19 protein-coding genes and 1 tRNA gene are annotated in these 20,847 nt (G+C 70.9%); 19 read left to right on the forward strand and 1 reads right to left on the reverse strand.

Annotated features, from left to right (window positions below; genetic code table 11):
• Nucleotides 1-11: 11 nt before the first annotated feature.
• The 19 genes from pcaH to ACZ7OU_RS45115 all read left to right on the forward strand — a co-directional run bounded on the left by pcaH (nt 12) and on the right by ACZ7OU_RS45115 (nt 20,268).
• Nucleotides 12-749: a protocatechuate 3,4-dioxygenase subunit beta gene (pcaH, locus tag ACZ7OU_RS45025; protein WP_470259965.1), complete on the forward strand. Its 738-nt coding sequence runs from the start codon at nt 12-14 to the stop codon at nt 747-749.
• Nucleotides 746-1,300 carry a protocatechuate 3,4-dioxygenase subunit alpha gene (pcaG, locus tag ACZ7OU_RS45030; RefSeq protein WP_470245025.1) on the forward strand — a complete coding sequence of 185 codons (555 nt, stop codon included), beginning with the start codon at nt 746-748 and terminating at the stop codon, nt 1,298-1,300. The genes pcaH and pcaG overlap by 4 nt, the downstream gene beginning before the upstream one ends.
• Nucleotides 1,297-2,100 (forward strand): 3-oxoadipate enol-lactonase, encoded by an 804-nt coding sequence (gene pcaD, locus ACZ7OU_RS45035; RefSeq protein ID WP_470245024.1) that lies wholly within the window; start codon nt 1,297-1,299, stop codon nt 2,098-2,100. The genes pcaG and pcaD overlap by 4 nt, the downstream gene beginning before the upstream one ends.
• An 11-nt stretch (nt 2,101-2,111) precedes the next feature.
• A complete protein-coding gene (gene pcaC, locus ACZ7OU_RS45040) occupies nt 2,112-2,516 on the forward strand; it encodes a 4-carboxymuconolactone decarboxylase (protein ID WP_470245023.1) in 405 nt (134 codons plus the stop codon).
• A 10-nt stretch (nt 2,517-2,526) separates the two neighbouring features.
• Complete coding sequence (locus ACZ7OU_RS45045; RefSeq protein ID WP_470259966.1) at nt 2,527-3,357, forward strand: IclR family transcriptional regulator domain-containing protein; 831 nt, start codon at nt 2,527-2,529, stop codon at nt 3,355-3,357.
• Nucleotides 3,358-3,591: 234 nt separating this feature from the next.
• Nucleotides 3,592-4,188 (forward strand): nucleotidyltransferase family protein, encoded by a 597-nt coding sequence (locus ACZ7OU_RS45050; protein ID WP_470259967.1) that lies wholly within the window; start codon nt 3,592-3,594, stop codon nt 4,186-4,188.
• Between the two features lie 101 nt (nt 4,189-4,289).
• Entirely contained in the window at nt 4,290-5,159 is an 870-nt protein-coding gene (locus tag ACZ7OU_RS45055; protein ID WP_470245020.1) for an AAA family ATPase, read from the forward strand.
• A gap of 260 nt (nt 5,160-5,419) precedes the next feature.
• A tRNA-Arg gene (locus tag ACZ7OU_RS45060) sits at nt 5,420-5,493 on the forward strand.
• A gap of 435 nt (nt 5,494-5,928) precedes the next feature.
• Entirely contained in the window at nt 5,929-7,041 is a 1,113-nt protein-coding gene (locus tag ACZ7OU_RS45065; RefSeq protein WP_470259968.1) for a vWA domain-containing protein, read from the forward strand.
• Nucleotides 7,034-8,146 (forward strand): XdhC family protein, encoded by a 1,113-nt coding sequence (locus ACZ7OU_RS45070; protein WP_470245018.1) that lies wholly within the window; start codon nt 7,034-7,036, stop codon nt 8,144-8,146. Before ACZ7OU_RS45065 ends, ACZ7OU_RS45070 begins: the two co-directional genes overlap by 8 nt.
• Before the next feature lie 204 nt (nt 8,147-8,350).
• A complete protein-coding gene (locus ACZ7OU_RS45075; RefSeq protein ID WP_470245017.1) occupies nt 8,351-8,875 on the forward strand; it encodes a (2Fe-2S)-binding protein in 525 nt (174 codons plus the stop codon).
• Nucleotides 8,875-11,316, forward strand: a complete 2,442-nt coding sequence (locus ACZ7OU_RS45080; protein WP_470259969.1) for a xanthine dehydrogenase family protein molybdopterin-binding subunit — start codon at nt 8,875-8,877, stop codon at nt 11,314-11,316. The genes ACZ7OU_RS45075 and ACZ7OU_RS45080 overlap by 1 nt, the downstream gene beginning before the upstream one ends.
• Nucleotides 11,313-12,167 (forward strand): FAD binding domain-containing protein, encoded by an 855-nt coding sequence (locus ACZ7OU_RS45085; protein ID WP_470259970.1) that lies wholly within the window; start codon nt 11,313-11,315, stop codon nt 12,165-12,167. Before ACZ7OU_RS45080 ends, ACZ7OU_RS45085 begins: the two co-directional genes overlap by 4 nt.
• A gap of 84 nt (nt 12,168-12,251) precedes the next feature.
• Nucleotides 12,252-13,028, forward strand: coding sequence for an SRPBCC family protein (locus ACZ7OU_RS45090; RefSeq protein WP_470259971.1), 777 nt, complete (start codon nt 12,252-12,254; stop codon nt 13,026-13,028).
• Between the two features lie 401 nt (nt 13,029-13,429).
• Nucleotides 13,430-14,656, forward strand: a complete 1,227-nt coding sequence (locus tag ACZ7OU_RS45095; protein WP_470260168.1) for a GGDEF domain-containing protein — start codon at nt 13,430-13,432, stop codon at nt 14,654-14,656.
• Nucleotides 14,657-15,017: 361 nt separating this feature from the next.
• A complete protein-coding gene (locus ACZ7OU_RS45100) occupies nt 15,018-16,076 on the forward strand; it encodes an NAD(P)-binding domain-containing protein (protein ID WP_470259972.1) in 1,059 nt (352 codons plus the stop codon).
• 472 nt (nt 16,077-16,548) lie between these two features.
• Entirely contained in the window at nt 16,549-18,099 is a 1,551-nt protein-coding gene (locus ACZ7OU_RS45105; RefSeq protein ID WP_470259973.1) for a discoidin domain-containing protein, read from the forward strand.
• A 10-nt stretch (nt 18,100-18,109) separates the two neighbouring features.
• Nucleotides 18,110-19,339: an MFS transporter gene (locus ACZ7OU_RS45110; protein WP_470259974.1), complete on the forward strand. Its 1,230-nt coding sequence runs from the start codon at nt 18,110-18,112 to the stop codon at nt 19,337-19,339.
• Entirely contained in the window at nt 19,336-20,268 is a 933-nt protein-coding gene (locus ACZ7OU_RS45115) for a TolB-like translocation protein (protein WP_470259975.1), read from the forward strand. Before ACZ7OU_RS45110 ends, ACZ7OU_RS45115 begins: the two co-directional genes overlap by 4 nt.
• On the opposite strand, the gene ACZ7OU_RS45120 is transcribed toward ACZ7OU_RS45115, so the two are convergent.
• Entirely contained in the window at nt 20,258-20,830 is a 573-nt protein-coding gene (locus ACZ7OU_RS45120) for a TetR/AcrR family transcriptional regulator (protein WP_470245009.1), read from the reverse strand. The genes ACZ7OU_RS45115 and ACZ7OU_RS45120 overlap by 11 nt on opposite strands.
• Nucleotides 20,831-20,847: the final 17 nt, after the last annotated feature.

Raw genomic sequence — 20,847 nt, forward strand, 5'->3', positions numbered from 1 at the left:
GGAGAGAAGACGTGGTTACTCCGACCGAACTCAGGCTGCCCCGCTACGGCGAAGACCCCGAAGGCACGCACCCGCCGCTCGGCTTCCCCGGTTACCGCTCCACGGCGCTGCGCCACCCCAAGCAGGACCTGGTGCTGCTGCCGCAGATGCTGACCGAGGTCACCGGCCCGCTGCTCGGCCCCGGCCGCCTCGGCGAGCTGGACAACGACCTCACCCGGCAGCACGCCGGCGAGCCGCAGGGCCAGCGGATCATCGTCACCGGCCGGCTCCTCGACGGCGAAGGCCGCCCGGTGCGCGACTCCCTCGTCGAGATCTGGCAGGCGAACGCGGGCGGCCGCTACCGCCACACCGGCGACCGCTGGCCGTCGCCGCTCGACCCGAACTTCGACGGCGTCGGGCGCGCCCTGACCGACAGCGACGGCCGCTACACCTTCACCACCATCAAGCCGGGCGCGTACCCGTGGAAGAACCACGACAACGCCTGGCGCCCCGCGCACATCCACTTCTCGGTGTTCGGTTCGGCGTTCACCCAGCGGCTGGTCACCCAGATGTACTTCCCGGACGACCCGCTCTTCTCCCAGGACCCGATTTTCAAATCGATCCCGGACGAGAAGGCCCGGCAGCGCATGGTCTCGCGCTACGACCACGAGATCACGCAGTCGGAGTGGGCACTGGGGTTCCAGTTCGACATCGTGCTGCGCGGGCGTGACGCGTCGGTGTTCGAAGAGGAAGAGGACGAAGACGAATGAGCACACTGCTTCCCACCCCGTCGCAGACCGTCGGCCCGTACCTGTCGATCGGGCTGCCCTGGCCCGACGGCCCGCACGTCGTGCCCGAGGGCACCCCGGGCGCGTTCTGGATCCGCGGCATCGTCCGCGACGGCAACGGCGACCCGGTCCCGGACGCGATGATCGAGACGTGGCAGGCCGACCCGAACGGCGGGTTCCGCCACCCCGACGACCCGCGCGGCGAGGCGTCCGGCGACTTCCGCGGCTTCGGCCGCTGCCCGACCACCCCCGACGGCACGTACGGGATCCTCACCCTGCTCCCGGGGGTGGTGCCCGGCGAGGGCGGCACCGCGCAGGCCCGCCACATCGACGTGTCGGTGTTCGCGCGCGGCCTGCTCAACCGGTGCGTCACGAGGATCTACTTCGAGGACCAGGACAATTCTGCGGACCCGGTGCTGGCGACGGTCCCGGAGGAGCGGCGCGGCACCCTGATCGCGGCGAAGACCGAGGACGGCTACCGCTTCGACGTGCGCCTCCAGGGCGACGGGGAGACGGTGTTCTTCCGGGTATGACGAACGCGAACGGAGGTGACGGCGTGGGTGCCGTCCGGCTGCACAGGGTCGTCGAAGGGCCCGAAGACGGCCCGGTGGTGGTGTTCGGCGGCTCGCTCGGCAGCGACCTCCGGATGTGGGAACCCCAGGTCGTGCCGCTGCTGGAGCGCGGCTTCCGGGTGGTCCGCTACGACACGCGCGGCCACGGCGCCTCGCCGGTGCCGCCGGCGCCCTACGACCTCGAAGACCTCGGTTTCGACTTCCTTGCGCTGCTCGAAGACCTCGGGGTCGCGAAGGCGCACCTCGTCGGCCTGTCGCTCGGCGCGATGACGGGCATGTGGCTCGGCGCGCACGCGCCGGACCGGATCGCGAGCCTGGTGCTCTGCTGCACGTCCGCGAAGCTCGGCCCGCCCGAGATGTGGGCTGACCGGGCCCGCACGGTCCGCGAGAAGGGCACCGGTGCGGTGGCCGCGGCCGGCGTCAGCCGCTGGCTGACGCCGGGCTACGCCGAGCGGCATCCGGACCGCGCCGCGTACCTCCGGTCGATGATCGCCGCCGTCCCGGCCGAGGGCTACGCGGCCTGCTGCGGCGCGATCGAGCGGATGGACCTGCTCGACGTGCTGCCGAAGATCACCGCGCCCACCCTGGTCATCGCGGGTGCCGAAGACCCGGCCACCCCGCCGGAGGGCCACGCCGACCTGATCGCGGCGGGCATCCCGGGCGCGCGGCTGGAGGTCGTGCCGGACGCCGCACACCTGGGCAGCTACGAACAGCCCGAAGAATTCACGAGGCTGATCCTCGAGCACTTGGAGGCGCTGTGACACCGAAAGACATGAGCGAAGACCGTCACGAGCAGGGCATGAAGGTCCGGCGCGAGGTGCTCGGCGACGAGCACGTCGACCGCGCCGTCGCGGGCACCACGAACTTCAGCCGCCCGTTCCAGGACTACATCACCGAAGGCGCGTGGGGGTCGGTCTGGTCCCGCGACGGTCTCGACCGCCGGACGCGCAGCTGCGTCACGCTGGCGGCCCTGACCGCGCTGCAGGCGCACAACGAGCTGGCGATGCACGTTCGAGCGGCGATCCGCAACGGCCTCACGGCGGCGGAGATCGGCGAGGTCCTGCTGCACACGGCGGTCTACGCGGGAGCCCCGGCGGCGAACGCGGCGTTCGCCATCGCCCAGCGCACCCTGGCCGAGCTCGGCGAGCCGAGCGCCCTGCCGGCCGACGCCGGATAAGGTGCCGGGCATGGACACGGGGAGGCCCATCGAAGTCGAGCTCGCCAGCGAGCCGGCCCACCGCGGCGCCCACCACGTCCAGTCACTGGAGCGCGGTCTGGCGGTGATCAAGGCATTCCACGCGGACGCGGCCGAGCTGACCCTGAGCGACGTCGCCCGCGCGACGGGCCTGACCCGCGCCGCGGCCCGGCGTTTCCTGCTGACGTTGACCGACCTCGGCTACGTCCGCACGGACGGCAAGTACTTCTCCCTCACGGCCCGGGTGCTGGAGCTGGGGTACGCGTACCTGTCGAGCATGACGCTGCCCGAGGTGGCCCAGCCCCACCTGGAGCACCTGTCGGCGGGAGTGCACGAGTCGAGCTCGGTATCGGTCCTGGAGGGAACGGACATCGTCTACGTGGCGCGGGTGGCGGTCTCGCGCATCATGACGGTGAGTATCAACGTGGGAACCCGCTTCCCGGCCTACGCGACATCGATGGGTCACGTCCTCCTGGCCGGCTTGAGCGAGGCGGAGCTGGAGGCGTACTTCGTGGTGGCAAAGCTCGACCGCCTCACGGACCGAACGGTCACGGCCCCGGACCGCCTCCGGACCGAGCTGGCCAAGGTGACGGGCCAGGGCTGGGCAATGGTGGACCAGGAGCTGGAGGAAGGCCTCCGCTCAGTAGCGGCCCCCATCCACGACCGCACGGGCCGAGTGGTGGCAGCGGTGAACCTGTCGACGCACGCAAGCCGCACAACGGCGGAGTCAGTGGAGAGAGACCTGGTACCGCCATTGCTGGAGACGGCCCGAGCGGTAGAAGCCGACCTGGCGGCAGGAGCCCCCGGCCGAGCCCATGGCTGAAGCAAAAACCACCCCACGACCAGCACCACGGCCGCCCACCGCACCGCGCCGGACCACCGCATCGCCGGAGTTCGCAGTGCGGCCGCCGCCCGTCGCGCGATCGCGGGTTGTCTCGCCGCCGGCCGCGGTGTTGCCACGGGCCGCTTCAGCGGCCGTGCCGCCGTGGCGTGGCGCCGCTCCTGTCAGCTCGCCATGTCCGCCCGCACTTGCACCTCGCGACCAGCCGGCGCGCCCATGACCTCGCCCGAACCCGGCACTCCACCCGTCGCCGGCCTGCTCCTCGCCGCCGGGGCCGGGCGTCGCTTCGGCGGCCCCAAAGCGCTCGCCGAACTCGATGGCCAACCCCTCGTCCTGCGCGCCCTCGCCACCCTGACCGCAGCCGGCTGCGATCCCATCCGCGTCGTGGTCGGCGCCGCCGCCGACGAGGTCAGCGCGCTCCTGCCCGACCCGGCCCAAGCCGTGCGGGCCGAGGGCTGGGAGACCGGCATGGGTGCCTCCCTCAAGGCCGGCCTCGCCGCGCTTTCCCAGGAGACCGGTCCTGTCGCCGCGCTGGTGCACCTCGTCGACCTGCCGTGGGTGAGCGCCGACATCCTCGCCCGGGTCGCGGCCGGCGCGACTTCCGGAACCGTCGCCCGCGCGGCCTACGACGGCATTCCAGGCCACCCCGTCGTCTTCGGACGCGACTGGTGGGCCGAAATCGCCCAAACCGCCCAGGGCGACCGCGGCGCCCGAGACTGGCTGGCCGGCCGCCCCGACCTCAGCCTCGTCGAGTGCGCCGACCTCGGCAGCGGCCGCGACGTCGACCACCGCGCCGACCTCCCCGGCAGCTAGCAACCAGCCCGCCCCCTCCAAGCACGCGTGTCGTCTGTCCGAAACAACCCGGACCCGGCGGCGGCCCGCGCATCGCCGTCGCTCCGCCTACGATCGACAGCGTGACCGACTCGCCTGAAGAACTCGCCGCCGCGCTGGACGTGACCGGCTATCTCGCCGATGACGGCCTCGCCACCGCCGGGTTCCTCGCCCTCCGCATGGGGCGTCCGCTGTTCTGCGAAGGCGAACCCGGCACCGGCAAGACCTCGCTCGCCATCGCGCTGGCCGCCGCGCTCGACCGGCCGCTCGTCCGCCTCCAGTGCCACGAAGGCATCGACGCCGCCCAGGCGCTCTACGAATGGGACTTCCCGCGCCAGCTCCTGCACCTGCGGGCCCTCGAAGCCGCCGGGGACGGGCGGGTCGACGTCGAGACCGCCGAGCGCTCGCTCTACACCGAGCGCTTCCTCCTCGCGCGCCCGCTGTTGCAGGCCCTGATCACCTCGCCGTGCGTGCTGCTGGTCGACGAGATCGACCGCGCCGACGACGAGTTCGAAGCCTTCCTCCTCCAGCTGCTCGACGAGCACGCCGTGACCATCCCCGAATACGGCGAAGTCCGCGCCGCCGAGCCGCCGCTCGTGGTGCTGACCTCGAACCGGACCCGCGAAGTGCACGACGCCCTCAAGCGCCGCTGCCTCTACCACTGGCTGGAACACCCGGACCTGGCGCGCGAGGTCACCATCCTGCGCCGGCGGATCCCCGACATCGGCGAGCGCTTGGCCCGGCAGGTCGCGGAAGCGGTGCACCGGCTCCGCGAGATGGACCTGCTGAAGCCGCCGGGAGTGGCGGAGTCACTCGACTGGGCCCGTGCCCTGCAGGCACTGCACCGCGACGAGCTGGACGCGGCATCGGCGGCACGGACGCTCGGCGCCGTCCTGAAGTACAGCGAAGACCTCGACCGGGTCCGCGCGAAGCTCGACGCCCTGTTCGCCTGAGCGTCCACAAAGGACTGTAGTTAATTGCGTTGACCGCCGCGACGGGCTCCGGCATGCTTTTTTCAGCACAGCAACGCAACACCCCGAGAGGAGGAGATCGTGACCGAAGTCCGGCGATACCGATGCGGCACGATCTCCCGTGCCGTTCGCTGAATCTTCCTGAAGGCTCTTCGCGCCCACCCCTCGCTACCTCGGGTCGGCTGCCGCGAAGAGCGCGGTCTGCGCCCGTCCGGGGAGGGACGTGCGCGCAGACCGCCCCCGTCCCGGTAGCTCAGCAGGACAGAGCGCGGCGCTACGAACGCCGAGGTCCGAGGTTCGACTCCTCGCCGGGACACAGCGACACCACCAGACCACGCGCCCAGCCGCGAAAATCGACGCGCCGCCGCGCCACGCGCAGCCGGTCGCACCCGTCGGCACAATCCGCGCTGCGCGCCGGAGTATCCGTGCCGGCCGCACCGCCGTTTCGCCGGCGCAGCTCGCGTTGCGCCGGAGCCGGCCGCACCGGCCTTTCGCCGGCAGGTCAGCGCCGCTACGGCCGAGGGCGCTCCACGGCCGCCCTCCCGGTCGGGCGCTCAACGACCCTCTCCGAAGCTGGCCGCAGCCGCGTTTCGCCGGCGCAACCCGCGCCGCGCGCCGGAGCGCCCAAGCTGGCCGCACCGTCGTTGACCAGCACGCCCGCGCCTCTCCGGCCGGGGCACTCCACGGCGCCCCGCACCCAGGCCAAGCGCTCAACCGCCCCCTCCGAACCCGACGAGCGCACAATGGAGTCATGACCACCGCCGCCGATCCCGTTGCCGGGTACGCCGGGTTCGCCGCCGCCCTGCGGGAAGCCGGGGTTGCCTGTGATGCGCGGCGCGTGCAGGCCTACCTGGCCGCCGTCCGTGAGGTCGACGTCGCCGAACCCACCCAGCTCTACTGGGCCGGGCGGCTCACCCTCTGCTCCAGCCCCGACGACCTCCCCTGCTACGAAGAAGCCTTCAGCCAGTGGTTCTCGATCGAAACCACCACCCCGCAGCGCACGAAGACCGCCGCGCCGAAGCAGGCACGGATCGCGCCGCTCGTCGATGCCGAGGGCTCGGACACCAACGGTGGCGACGGCCCCGACCAGCTGAAAGTCGCCGCCAGCACCCAAGAGGTCCTGCGTCACCGCGACCTCGCCGCCCTCACCACCGCCGAACGCGAACACCTCCGCGAGCTGCTGGCCACCCTGAAGCCCGCGCCCCCGAAACGGCCGGCCTCGCGAAAGACCCCCTCGCACCGCGGACGCCTCGATCCCTCCCGCACGCTGCGCGCCATGCTCGCCAGCGGCGGTGAACCCGTGAAGCTCGCCTACGTCCGGCGGGGCAGCCGGCCTCGCCGCGTGGTGCTGCTCATCGACGTCTCCGGTTCGATGAGCCCCTACGCCGACGCCCTGCTCCGGTTCGCCCACGTCCTCACGCGCAGCGCGCCCCAGTCCGTCGAGGTCTTCACCCTCGGCACGCGGCTGACCCGGGTTTCGCGCCAGCTGCGTCAGCGCGACCCCGAACGCGCGATGCTCGCGGCGGGTTCGGCGGTGCCGGACTTCGCCGGCGGTACCCGGCTCGGCGAGACGATGCAGGCGTTCCTCGAGCGCTGGGGACGGCGCGGGGTGGCCCGCCGCGCTGTGGTCACGGTCTTCTCCGACGGCTGGGAGCGCGGCGACACCGGCCTGCTCGGTGAGCAGCTCGCCCACCTGCGCCGGCTCGCGCACGCCGTATTCTGGGTGAATCCGCACGCCGGCCGTGCGGGGTACGCTCCGGTCCAGTCGGGCATCGTGGCCGCACTGCCCCACATCGACCGGCTGCTGGCCGGGCACACCCTGGCCACTTTGGAACGACTGCTCGGGGAGATTTCCGATGCGTGACGTACTGGACGATGTGTTCCGCCGCTGGTCCGATGGCGAAACCGTCGGGCTCGGCACCGTGGTCGCGACCTTCTCGTCGGCGCCCCGCGCGCCCGGCGCCGCGATGGTCGTCGCCTCCGATGGCACCGTCGCCGGCAGCGTGTCCGGTGGCTGCGTCGAAGGCGCCGTCTACGAGCTCGCGCAGGAGGTCGTCAGCGAGCGCAAGCCCGTGCTGCAGCGCTACGGCGTCACCGACGACGACGCCTTCGCGGTCGGCCTGACCTGCGGCGGGATCATCGACATCTACGTCGAGCACGTCGACCGCGCGTCGATGCCGGAGCTCGGCGACGTCGTCGCGTCGGTGCGCGGCGGCGAACCCGTCGCGGTCGTCACCGTGATCGAGCACGAACAGGAAGGCCTGGTCGGCGAGCACATGATCGTCTGGCCGGACCGGACCACGGGCTCGCTCGGGTCGTCGCGGATGGACGACGCCGTCGCCGACGACGCGCGCGGCCTGCTGGCCAGCGGCCGCACCGGCACCCTGCACTACGGCCCGGACGGGCAGCGTCGCGGCGAGGGCATGGCGGTGTTCGTCAACTCCTTCGAGCCGCCGCCCCGGCTGCTCGTGTTCGGCGCGATCGACTTCGCCGCCGCGATGGCGCGCATGGGCGCCTACCTCGGCTACCAGGTCACGGTCTGCGACGCGCGGCCCGTGTTCGCCACCAGCAGCCGCTTCCCGGACGCGCACGACGTCGTCGTCGACTGGCCGCACCGCTACCTGCAGGCCGAGGCCGACGCGGGCCGCATCGACCAGCGCACGGCCATCGCGGTGCTGACCCACGACCCGAAGTTCGACGTGCCGCTGCTGGAGGTCGCGCTGCGCCTGAACGTCGGTTACGTCGGCGCGATGGGCTCCCGCAAGACCCACGACGACCGGTTCTCCCGCCTGCGCGAGGCCGGGATCACCGAGGGGGAGCTGGAAAGGCTGTCGTCGCCGATCGGCCTCGACCTGGGCGCCCGGACCCCGGAAGAGACGGCCGTTTCGATCGCCGCGGAAATCATCGCGTTGCGGTGGGGTGGCGGCGGAAAACGCCTCGCCGAGCTGACCGGGCGGATCCACGGCTGACTCCTCCGGGTGGCCCACAAAAGTTCACCCATCCGGACTTCCGCACATACGGCGATCCATACTGGATTACCGCGCATCTGCGGAACGGGTAGTTGAACGTGTGACATCAGGACTTGTCCGCGCGAAGGTCGCGTAGCACGCTCGGGAGTCTGTGAGCCCGATCACGGTCGGGCAGGCCGTTCCCGAACCGGCTTTGGAGGCCTGATGCGCATTACCGTCACTGTCGACGGGACGAAGTACACCGACGAGGTCGAGCCCCGCACGTTGCTGGTCCACCACCTGCGCGAAAAACTCGGCAAGGTCGGCACCGTCGTCGGCTGCGACACGAGCAACTGCGGCGCCTGCACCGTCCACCTGGACGGGCACAGCGTGAAGTCCTGCTCCGTCCTGGCCGTGCAGGCCGACGGCTGCGAGGTCACGACGATCGAGGGTCTCGCCCGCGACGGCCAGTTGCACCCGGTGCAGAAAGCGTTCCACGACAACCACGCCCTGCAGTGCGGGTTCTGCACGCCCGGGATGATCATGCAGTCGATCGACCTGCTGGCGGACAACCCGGACCCGGACGAACAGGCCGTCCGCGAGGGCCTCGAAGGCAACCTCTGCCGCTGCACCGGTTACCAGAACATCGTCCGCGCGGTCCGCGACGCCGCGCAGAACATGAGCCCCGGCGCCGGCCCCGAAGCCGAGCGGATCGCCGAGAACAAGCACGTCGGCGTGGGTGGTGACTGATGACCGCCACGATCGAACCGGAAGTCGGGAAGTCACGGCGCCGCAAGGAAGACGAGCGGCTGATCACCGGCCGCACCCGCTGGACCGACAACATCACGCTGCCGGGCCTGCTGCACATGGCGATCCTGCGCAGCCCGTTCGCGCACGCCAAGATCGTCTCGATCGACACGTCGGCGGCGAAGGGCGCGTCCGGCGTCGTCGCCGTCTACACCGCGAAGGACCTCGACCCGGACAGCGCGATCGGCATGCCCTGCGCGTGGCCGATCACGCCGGACATGAAGGCGCCACGCCGTCCGGTGCTCGCCGCCGACCAGGTCAACTTCGCCGGTGAGGGCGTCGCGGTCGTCGTCGCGAGGTCGTCCGCCGAAGCGCACGACGCGCTCGAGGAGATCGACGTCGAGTACGACGAGCTCCCGGTCATCCTCGACATGGAAGCCGCGATCGCCGACGGCGCGCCGCTGGTCCACGAGGACCAGGGCAGCAACACCAGTGCCGTCTGGAAGTTCGACTCCGGCGAGGCCGGCACCGGTGGCAACGTCGAGGACGCTCTCAGCTCGGCGGAGGTCGTCGTCAAGCGCCGCTTCCGCCAGCAGCGCCTGGTCCCGGCGTTCATGGAGCCGCGGGCGTGCGTCGTCGACCCGACCGGCACGCAGATCACCATGTGGTCGGCCACGCAGATCCCGCACATCCTGCGCGTGATGTCGGCGCTGACGCTCGGCATCCCCGAGCACAAGCTGCGCGTGATCGCCCCCGACGTCGGCGGCGGTTTCGGCGGCAAGATCGGTGTCCTGCCGGAAGAGATGATGTCGCTGCTGGTCGCGCAGAAGCTCGGCAAACCGGTCAAGTGGAACGAGTCGCGGTCGGAGACGATGCTCGCCGCGCACCACGGCCGCGACCAGATCCAGGACATCACCATCTCCTCGACCCGCGACGGCCAGGTGACCGGCCTCAAGGTCGAGCTGCTCGCCAACCTCGGCGCGTACAACGGCCTCGTCGGCACCGGCGTGCCGATCCTCGGCGCGTTCATGTTCAACGCGATCTACAAGATCCCGGCGTACCACTTCGCCTGCACGAACGTGTACACGACGACGACGCTGACCGACGCCTACCGCGGCGCCGGCCGGCCGGAGGCGACGTTCGCGATCGAGCGGATCATGGACGAGCTCGCCGTCGAGCTCGGCATGGACCCGATGGAGCTGCGCGAGAAGAACTGGATCAAGCACGAGGAGTTCCCGTTCACCACGGTGTGCGGGCTGACCTACGACTCCGGCAACTACGAGGCCGCGACGGCGAAGGCCAAGCAGCTCTTCGACTACGACGGCCTGCGCGCCGAGCAGGCGCAGCGTCGCGAGTCGGGTGACAAGGTCCAGCTCGGCATCGGCATCTCGACGTTCACCGAGATGTGCGGGCTCGCGCCGTCACGCGTGCTCGGCTCGCTGGACTATGGCGCCGGCGGCTGGGAGCACGCGGCGATCCGGATGCTGCCCACCGGCAAGGTCGAGGTCATCACCGGCGCGTCCGCGCACGGTCAGGGCCACGAGACGGCGTGGAGCCAGATCGTCGCCGACCAGCTTGGCGTCGCGTTCGAGGACGTCGAGATCATCCACGGCGACACGCAGTCGTCGCACAAGGGCATGGACACCTACGGCTCGCGGTCGCTGGTCGTCGGCGGGATCGCGATCGTCAAGGCCGCGGAGAAGGTCGTCGCGAAGGCCAAGCCGATCGCGGCGCACCTGCTCGAATGCGCCGAGGACGACCTCGAGTTCGCGAACGGCAAGTTCACGGTCAAGGGCACCGACACGTCGACGGGCATCGGCGACATCGCGCTCGCGGTGTTCGCGGCGCACAACCTGCCCGACGGCGTCGAACCGTCGCTCGACTCGGACGCGACGTTCGACCCGGAGAACTTCTCGTACCCGCACGGCACGCACCTGTGCGCCGCCGAAGTGGACACCGAGACCGGGCGGATCAAGCTGCGCTCGTACGTCTGCGTCGACGACGTCGGCGTCGCGGTGAACCCGCTGATCGTCGAGGGCCAGGTGCACGGCGGGCTCGCGCAGGGCATCGCGCAGGCGCTGTTCGAAGGCACCGAACACGACGACAGCGGCACGCTCACCACCGGCACGTTCGCCGACTACCTGCTGCCGTCGGCGGCCGACCTGCCGTCGTTCACCACCGACCGCACCGAGACGCCGTCGACGACGAACCCGCTCGGTGCCAAGGGTGTCGGCGAAGCGGGCACGATCGCGTCCACCCCGGCGGTGGTCAACGCGGTGATCGACGCGGTGCGCCACTACGGGGTGAACGACATCGAGATGCCGTTGACGCCGATGCGGGTGTGGCACGCCCTGCGGCACGGCACCACCGACGCCGGCGGCCCCGGCCGCGGTGAAGCCGGCGGCGGTCTCGGCTCCATCGACGCCACCGGAGGTGCGCAGTGATCCCGGCTTCCTTCGACTACGTCCGCCCGTCCACAGTGGACGAAGCGGTGCAGGCGCTGGCGTCGGCGGGTGAGGACGCCAAGGTCATCGCGGGCGGGCAGAGCCTGCTGCCGGTGCTGCGGATGCGGCTGGCCGCGCCGACGACGCTGGTCGACCTCGGGCGCGTCGCGGAGCTGCGCGGCGTGCGCGAGGACGGCGACGATCTGGTGATCGGCGCGATGACCACGCACTACGACGTCCAGCGGGACGCGTTGGTGGCTTCGCACGCGGCCCTGCTGAAAGAGGCGACGGACACGGTCGCCGACCCGCAGATCCGCCACCGGGGCACGCTGGGCGGCGCGATCGCCCACGCCGACCCGGCCGGTGACCTGCTGGCGCCGGTGCTCGCGCTGGACGCGTCGCTGGTGCTGGCCGGGCCTTCGGGGCGCCGGACGGTGCCGGCCGCGGAGTTCTTCCAGGACCTGTTCACCACGGCGCTGGCCGCGGACGAGCTGCTGGTCGAGGTCCGCGTGCCCAAGCACACCGGGTGGCGGGCGCACTACGAGAAGTTCAACCGGGTCGCCCAGGCGTGGTCGATGGTCGCGGTCGCGGTCACCGTCCGTACCGAGGCCGGGGTCATCGAGGAGGCCCGGGTCGCGCTGACGAACATGGGCTCGACTCCGGTGCGCGCCTCGGGCGTCGAAGCGGCGCTGGTCGGTGTCCAGGCTTCGGCCGACTCGATCGCCGCGGCGGCCTCGCACGCGGCGGAAGGCACGAATCCGCCGGTCGACAGCAACGCCGACGTCGAATACCGCCGTCACCTCGCCCAGGTCCTGACGGGCCGGGCGATCGCGGCGGCGGCCGGAGCCTGACGCATCCGTTCGTCACCCTGGCCGCCGCTCCGGCGGCGGCTAGGGTGGGGTGCGCAAGCTCGTCTCGAGGAAGGAGGTCGGCCCGTGCGGCTCGACCACGAATTCACCGTCCCGGCTCCGATCGGCGAGGTCTGGCAGGCTGTCGTCGACCCCGAGCGCGTCGCCCCGTGCATGCCGGGCGCCACGCTGACAAAGGTCGAAGGGGACAGGTTCAGCGGGACGGTGAAGGTCAAGCTCGGGCCGATTTCCTTGCTGTACAAGGGAAATGGCGAGTTCCTGGAGAAGGACGAAGCCGCGCGCAAGGTCACGATCAAGGCGTCGGGCAAGGACTCCCGCGGATCGGGTACGGCGGCGGCGACGGTCACGCTGACGCTGACGGAGGCCGACGGCGGAACGCACGGTTCCGTGTCGACGGACCTCTCGATCACGGGCAAGCCGGCCCAGTTCGGCCGCGGCCTGATCAGCGAGGTGGGCGGCAAGATCCTCGACACGTTCGCGGGGTGCCTGTCGAGCAAGCTGGCTCCGGCGCCGGAGGCCGCGCCCGCTTCGGAGTCCGCTTCGCCCGCGGCAGCGGCTGCGCCTGCGGTCGCGCCTGTGTCGGCGGCGCCGGCTTCGGCGCCCGCGGAACCGGTGGCCAAGCCTGCGGTCAAGCTGGCCCCGACGACGGCGGAGATCAACACGGACCCGAAGCCGGCGACCGAGCGTCCGCCGCTGCGGAGCGTCCCGGCGGCCCCGGAGACGGAAGCGATCGACTTGCTCGACTACGCGGGCCAGTCGGTGCTGAAGCGGCTGGCGCCGGTGGTGCTGGGGATCGCGGCGGTCGTCGGGCTGGTGGCGATCATCCGGGCGCTGCGCAAGTAGCGAGGTCGACGCGCGCGCAGGTGGGTTGCGCGCTGTGCAACTCGAGCCGCACTCGTGGCTGGCAACAGCGATGCGTTCGGCCCGATCGCGGGAATCTTCGCCGGCAGCCGGTCGTCCACACGCGCGGAATCGTGTCGCGCGATGATCCGCTCGTGAGCCGTTGAGCTGGGCGGATCTACCCTCCGCGGGTCTTCGGGCAGGTGCGTTGCCCGCAATTCGCCCGGACTGGCGACGCGCGTCGCCGGAACGGCTACGCTGGGCTACTTGGTCGGCCGAACTTCGCGCGAGGGGTACGTCACGATGCCGGTCCGTCACTTCCGTGGCTTCGGCTCTTGAGAGCCCAGGCCGCCGTGCGCCGGGAAGCGCTTTCCGCCTGGCCGGGCTGGCCCGCGCGGTGGGAGATGTGGACCGGGGCGAAGGCCCGCTGGATCACGTACGCGCTCGGTTGTGAGCTGGTCGCGGTCGGCGCGACCGGGGCCGCGCTGGTCACCGGGTTCGGCGGGCCGGTGCGGCCGGTCTGGTTCGCGGTGCTGGTCGGGCTCGGCGTGGCGCAGGCGGAGATGTCGCGCCGCATCGAGCGGCTGCGGCGGTGGATGAGCGGGCAGACCCATATCAACGTGACGTCGGTCTGGTACCTCGCCGGCGTCGTCCTGCTGCCACCGGCTTGGGTGGCACTGCTGGCTGTGGTGCTCTACACGCACCTGTGGGTGCGCGTATGGCGTCAGGTCCGTACACGGCCGGCGCACCGCTTCGTCGCCAGTACGGCCTGGGCGATGCTCTCGTGCTTCGCGGCTTCGTCCGTTCTCGCGGTGTACGGGTTGCACGGGACGCCATTGCAGACAGCACGCGGACTGGTCGCGTTGTGCCTGGCTGCGGCGGTGTTCGAGCTGGTGAACATCGGCCTGGTCGCGGCGGGCATCTACCTCTACACGAGCCAGCGTTCGGCGGCCGACCTGATCGGCACCTGGGAGGACAACGCGTTCGAGCTCGCGACGCTGTGCCTGGGCGGCCTCGCGGCGCTGGCGCTGGCCGAGCAGCCGGTGCTGGTGGTGTTCGTCGTGGCGCCGTTGCTGTTGCTGCACCGCTACCTGCTGCTGAAACAGCAGCTGCAGGTAGCGGCCGTGACGGACGAGAAGACGGGCCTGCTCAACACGGCGGGTTGGCACGACTCCGCGGCCCGCGAGCACACCCGCACCCAGCGACGCGGCCCGATCAGCGGCGGGTTCGCGGTGCTGATGATCGACTTGGACCACTTCAAGCGCATCAACGACACGTACGGCCACCTCACCGGCGACGACGTACTGGCCGCGGTCGCGGTCGCGATCTCCGGTTCGGTGCGCAAGGCCGACACGGTAGGCAGATTCGGCGGCGAGGAGTTCGTGGTGCTGCTCCCGGGCATCGGCCGCGCGGAGGTACTCGGCATCGCCGAACGAGTGAGGGTGGCGGTGGGCGAGCTGAACGTGGTCATCTCGACCGGGGGTGGGACGGTCCGGGTCAGTGGGTTGTCGGTCTCGATCGGCGTGGCCCGCTACCCGGACGCGGGCCTGACACTCGATGACGTGCTTCGTTCCGCTGACGCCGCGTTGTATCGCGCCAAGGAGGCTGGGCGGAACCGCGTTGCCGTGTGAGGGGCTCGGTTTGGGGTGGCCGGGTGAGTTCGGGCTGGTCGCGGGCTTGGCTGGGTGGTCGGTAACGTTCGCGGTGCGGGTGAGGTCGGACAGTCGCAGAGTGGCTCCGGGTGGCTGATCGCGTTGCGGGGGCGTGAGGCTTGCTCGGTTCGGGGTGGCTGGGTGAGGTCAGGCTCGGCTGGGGCCGGCCGTGATCGCGTAGCGGTGAGGTGGATGCCGGCTGGTCGGTCGCGTTCGCGGTGCGGGGGGAGGCAGGCCGGGCGCCGGCTCGGACAGGCGCACCGCGCGGGTGAAGCCGCAACCTCCCCGGCCTGTGATCTAGGGCGCGAAATACCCCTGGCGGTCAGCCGTTGAAACCCACATGAGCGGTGCGGATCACGAGACCGACGTGGTGGTGATCGGGGCGGGGCAGGCGGGGTTGTCGGCCGCCTATCACCTGCGGCGGGCCGGGTTCTCCAACCGGTCCGGGTTCGTTGTGCTCGATCATGGGAAACGGCCCGGGGGCGCGTGGCAGTATCGGTGGCCCTCCCTCGTTCTCGGCAAGGTGCATGGCATCTATGACCTTCCCGGCATGGCCTTCGGCAGCCCGGACGTCACGCGTCCCGCCTCCGAGGTTGTCTCGGAGTACTTCGCGCGCTTTGAACGCGTCTATGACCTCCCGGTTTTCAGGCCCGTCGACGTCCAGTCCGTGACGCGGGCGGGGGAGCGGTTGGTGGTCTCGAGCCCGGCCGAGTCCTGGGCCGCGCGGGCCGTGATCAGTGCTACCGGTACCTGGGACCGGCCCTTCTGGCCGCACTACCCCGGCCAGGAGACCTTCGGCGGACGGCAGGTGCATACGGCCGACTACGCCGGCCCCGAAGACTTCCGTGGACAGCGGGTCGTTGTGGTCGGGGGTGGGGCGTCGGCCGTTCAGCTACTCATGGAGTTCGCCCCCTTCGCCCGCGCGACGGCCTGGGTGACCCGGCGACCGCCCGCGTGGCGCGACGAGCCCTTCAGCGAGAACTGGGGCCGTGACGCCGTCGCGAAGGTCGACGAGCGGGTGCGGGCCGGGCTGCCGCCGGAGAGCGTTGTGAGCGTGACCGATCTCGCCGTGACGCCGGAGGTGCGGGCCGCGCGCGCCGCCGGGATCCTCGAGCGGCGGCCGATGTTCGAGCGCATCACGCCCGACGGGGTCGTCTGGGCGGACGGCTCTCGCTTCGACGCCGACGTCATCCTCTGGGCGACGGGTTTCCGCGCGGCGATCGACCATCTCGCGCCGCTGCGCGTCCGCGAACCCGGGGGCGGGATCCGGATGGACGGCACGCGCGTGGTGCGTGAGCCGCGGCTGCACCTCGTGGGGTACGGGCCCTCGGCGAGCACGGTCGGGGCGAACCGGGCGGGACGTGCCGCGGTCGCCGAGATCAAGAAACTGCTGGGTTGAGGTCATACATCCGAAGCTACCCGAACATCTGAGCGATGATCATCGCTGGATCGGGTGAACTCCAGCGACTGCGCGCGGCGAGATTTTCGTTGTGGAACAAGGGAATCGCGCGCGAGGTGGTGGGCGCTGCCCCCGGTTCCCACGCTACCCGTGACCACCGACAAAACCGGAAAAGGCCGGGAAAGGTCGGGGGTCTGCGGGGCCCGTCCCGCCGCACGGCACAGTGCGCCGCTCAGTGGAAACCCTGCTGAGCTGGGAAAACACGGTGAAACTCACCCTCTTGACCGATTCAACGACAAGACACGTCTTGTCAGTCGAAACCGGTCACCGATACAGTTCGCTTTAGTTAGGAAAGTTTCTTAACAGTTCAGCTCCCGTTCACCAGACGCCGCAGCCCGCCAGCCACCGCCAGGCCCAGAAGGAGCGCGACGTGCCGTCGACCCGCCTACGAACATTCACCCGCCTCACGCCCGTGGTAGCCGCGATCGCGCTGCTGCCCGGGGCGATCGCCGCGGCCAGCACGCCGCGGGCCGATGTCCTGCTCTCGCAAGGGAAACCCGTCGCGACCTCCACCGTCGAAAGCTCGTCGTACGCCGGTGCGAAGGCCGTCGACGGCAGCGCCTCCACCCGCTGGGCCAGCGTCGAGGGCGCCGACCCGCAGTGGCTGCGGATCGACCTCGGCCAGTCCGCCGCGATCCACCGCGTCCTCCTCACCTGGGAAGCCGCCTACGCCAAGAAGTACCGCATCGAAGTCTCCGACGACGGCACGAACTTCACCGCGGCCACCACCGTCGACAACGGTGACGGCAAGACCGACGACCTCACCGTGAACGCCCACGGCCGGTACGTGCGCTTCGTCGGCGTCACCCGGGCGACGAGCTACGGCTACTCCTTCTGGGAGATGCAGGTGTTCGGCAGCACGGACTCCTCCGGCGACACCCAGGCCCCGACCACCCCCACCGGCCTCACCGCCGGCACGACCACCGCGACCGGCGCCGCCCTGACGTGGAGCGCCGCCACGGACAACGTCGGCGTCGCCAGCTACGACGTCCTGCGCGACGGGACCGTCGTCGCCACCAGCTCGACGACGTCCTACACCGACACCGGCCTCAACCCCGACACCAGCTACACCTACACCGTCCGGGCCCGTGACGCCGCCGGGAACGCCTCGCCCGCGAGCACCCCGGTCACCGTGAAGACCAAGGCGGGCACCGGAAGCGGCTTCGTCCTCGCCGCGGCCGGCGACATCGCCGAACAGTGCACCGCGAGCAGTTCCAGCTGCGCCCACGTCAAGACCGCGAAACTCGTCGACGCCATGAAGCCCGCGGCCGTGATCACCATGGGGGACAACCAGTACGACGAGCCGACCCTGGCGGACTTCAAGAACTACTACGACAAGACCTGGGGCAAGTTCAAGAACATCACCCACCCCGTCCCGGGCAACCACGAGTCCTACTCGAAGTTCACGGGCTACGAGGACTACTTCGGCGCCATCGCCAAGCCCCAGGGAAAGCGGTACTACAGCTGGGAAATGGGCAACTGGCACTTCATCGCCCTCGACTCCAACGACTTCACCACGCACGACGACTTCGCCGAGCCGCCCCAGATCACCTGGCTCAAGCAGGACCTGGCGAACAACAAGAAGGGCTGCGTCGCCGCCTACTACCACCACCCGCGGTGGAGCTCGGGTGACCACGGCGACAACCCCGACAGCATCGAGCTGTGGAACATCATGACCGGCAACAAGGTGGACCTGGTCCTCAACGGTCACGACCACGACTACGAGCGGTTCGTCCCGCAGGACGCCAATGGCAAGGCCGACGCGAACGGCCCGGTCGAGATCGTCGGCGGCAGCGGCGGCGCCAACCTCTACGACCTGAGCCCGGCGCACCCGACGACCGCGAAGCTGCTCAAGACCTTCGGCGTCCTGAAGCTGTCGATGACGGACACGTCGTTCCAGTCGCAGCTCATCGGCGTCGACGGCAAGGTCCTGGACAGCAGCCCGACCTACACCTGCCACTAAGGGGAATGGCATGTACATCGCGGCAAGCCGTACCTCGGACGCGGCGGCGGGCACCGACCGGAAACCCGCGCTGAAACGCGTGTCCGCCAACGTCGTGGCGCTCGGGATGGTCAGCCTGGTCACCGACGTCTCCTCGGAGATGGTCACCGCCGTCCTCCCGCTCTACCTGGTGCTCGGCCTCGGCCTGAACCCGCTGCAGTTCGGGCTGCTCGACGGGCTCTACGCCGGCGCCACCGCCCTCGTGCGGGTGCTCGGCGGCCACCTCGCCGACCGGTGGCGGCGGCTCAAGGCCGTCGCCGGGTTCGGGTACGGCTTGTCCGCGGTGTGCAAGCTCGGGCTGGTCGCGGCCGGCTCGTCGGTCGCGGCGATCGGCGTCGTCCTCGCCGCCGACCGCACCGGCAAGGGCCTGCGCACCGCCCCGCGCGACGCCCTGATCTCGCTGTCCAGCACACCGGACGCGCTCGGCCGGTCGTTCGGCGTGCACCGCGCGCTCGACACCGTCGGCGCGTTCCTCGGCCCCCTCGTGGCGATGGCGGTGCTCGCGCTCAGCCTCGGCAGCTACACCAGCGTGTTCTTCACCAGCTTCTGCGTCGCCGCGATCGCCGTGCTGCTGCTGGCTTTGTTCGTCCGGGACCACCCGGGCAGCGTCGATCGCGCCGCGGTGTCGCTGCGAACGGCGGCAGGTCTGCTCAAGCAGAGCGACTTCCGGCGCGTGACGCTGTGGGCGGCGCTGCTGGGCCTGGTTACGGTCGGCGACTCGTTCGTCTACCTCGCCCTGCAGCGGCGCTGGGAGATCGCGGCGACGTTCTTCCCGCTGCTGCCGCTGGGCACCGCCGGTGTCTACCTGGTGCTGGCCGTGCCGCTGGGCAAGCTGGCCGACCGCGTCGGCCGCTGGCCGGTGTTCCTCGGCGGGCACGTCGCGCTGTGCCTGGCCCTCGTGCTGCTCTGCGGGCCCGCCGCGCTGGTGTTCGCGGTGGTCGCGCTCGGCTTGCACGGGGTGTTTTACGCGGCCACCGACGGCGTCCTCATGGCCGCCGCCGGCCCGCTCATCCCGCGTGATCTCCGGGCTACCGGGATGGCGGTCGTGCAGACCGGACAGGCCGTGGCCCGCATGCTTTCGTCCGTCCTCTTCGGACTGGCCTGGACGCTCTGGGACCTGCGGCCCGCGGTGCTCGTCGCCGCGGCCTGCCTGGCCGTCGTCGCCCTCGCCGCCGCTCTCGTGAAACCGGTGCGCCCGTGAAGAAAATCGTCCTCGCCCTGATCGGCACGGTCCTCCTGATCGCCGCGGCCGTCGTCTACACCGTCAGCGCCCGCCACGACACCGCCGACGCCGAACCGGCCGCCCAGCTCACGCTGAGCCCCGGTCAGCTGCTGTTCCGCGACACCGACACCGGTCGCATCGGCACCGTCACGCAGGACAAACGCCGGCTCAGTGGCCTGAAGTGCGACCGGTTCGCGGTGGCGAAGCAGACCGCGGTCTGCCTGGCCGTGCGACCGGGGACGCTCCCGGCGGTGACCGACGTCCTCGTCCTCGACGACCACCTCGCCGTCCGCCACACCGAGTCCCTGCCGGGCACACCGAGCCGCGCTCGCGTGTCCCCGGACGGCAAGCGCGTCGACTGGACGCTGTTCGTCACCGGTGACTCGTACGCGCAGACCGGCTTTTCGACACGCGCCGGGCTGTACGAGGTCGACACCGGGCGGCTCGTCAAGACGATCGAGGAGCTTCCGGTATTCATCGGCGACCAGCGGTACTTCGCCTCGGACGTCAACTACTGGGGCATCACGTTCGCCCCCGACGGCAACCGCTTCTACGCCACGCTCGGCAGCAAGGGGAAGACCTACCTCGTCGAAGCGGACTACCGGCGCTACCGCGGGAAGACCCTCCGGGAGAACGTCGAATGCCCGTCGCTGTCCCCGGACGCCACCCGGGTCGCCTTCAAGAAGAAGACGGGCGAGGGCGTCTGGCGGCTGTCGGTCCTGGACCTGAAGACGATGAAGGAAACCGAGCTGGCGGAGCAGAAGAGCATCGACGACCAGGCGCTGTGGCAGGACGACCACACGATCCTCTACGGGCTGGACAACGCCGTCTGGGCGGTCCCGGCGGACGGCTCCGGCGCGCCGCGGAAGCTGGTGGACAAAGCCGCGTCGCCGGCCGTCACGGGGTGACGCCGACCGCCGCGAACAACGTCCGCACGGCGAGGTCGCGCAGCTCCTCCTGGGTGACCGTCGGCTGGTCGAGCCACGCGAGGATCGTCGTCGCGACGAACGCGAGCCAGCCGCGGACGGCCAGCCGCGTCGCCTCGGTGATCGGGGTCAGCAGGCTCACCGCGTCGAGGATGCGGGCGGCGTTCGCGGCCATCCCGGCCTCGCGGATCTCCTGGATCTCGCGGTCGGCGCCGCTCGCCGCGCGGTGCACGATCCGGTAGCCGTCGGGGTGCGTGCGCGCGAACTCGAGGTACACGTCGAGCCCGGCCCGCAGCTGCTCCGCCACGGGCAGCGCCGGGTCGGGCTCGCTCATCGCCAGCAGCTGGTCGCGTTGCGCGCGGACGATCGAAGCGAAGAAGTCCTTCTTCGTCGGGAAGTAGTGGTACAGCAGGCCGCGGGAGACCTGCGCGATCTCGGCGACCTCCTCGATCCACACCTCGTCGTACGGCCGTTTCGCGAACAACCCGGCCCCGATCGTGAGGAGCTGCTCGCGCCGCTGTTCGGTGCTCAGCCTCGTCCGCATCCCCCGAGCTTACTTGA

The sequence above is a fragment of the Amycolatopsis sp. NPDC114505 genome (assembly GCF_055633615.1).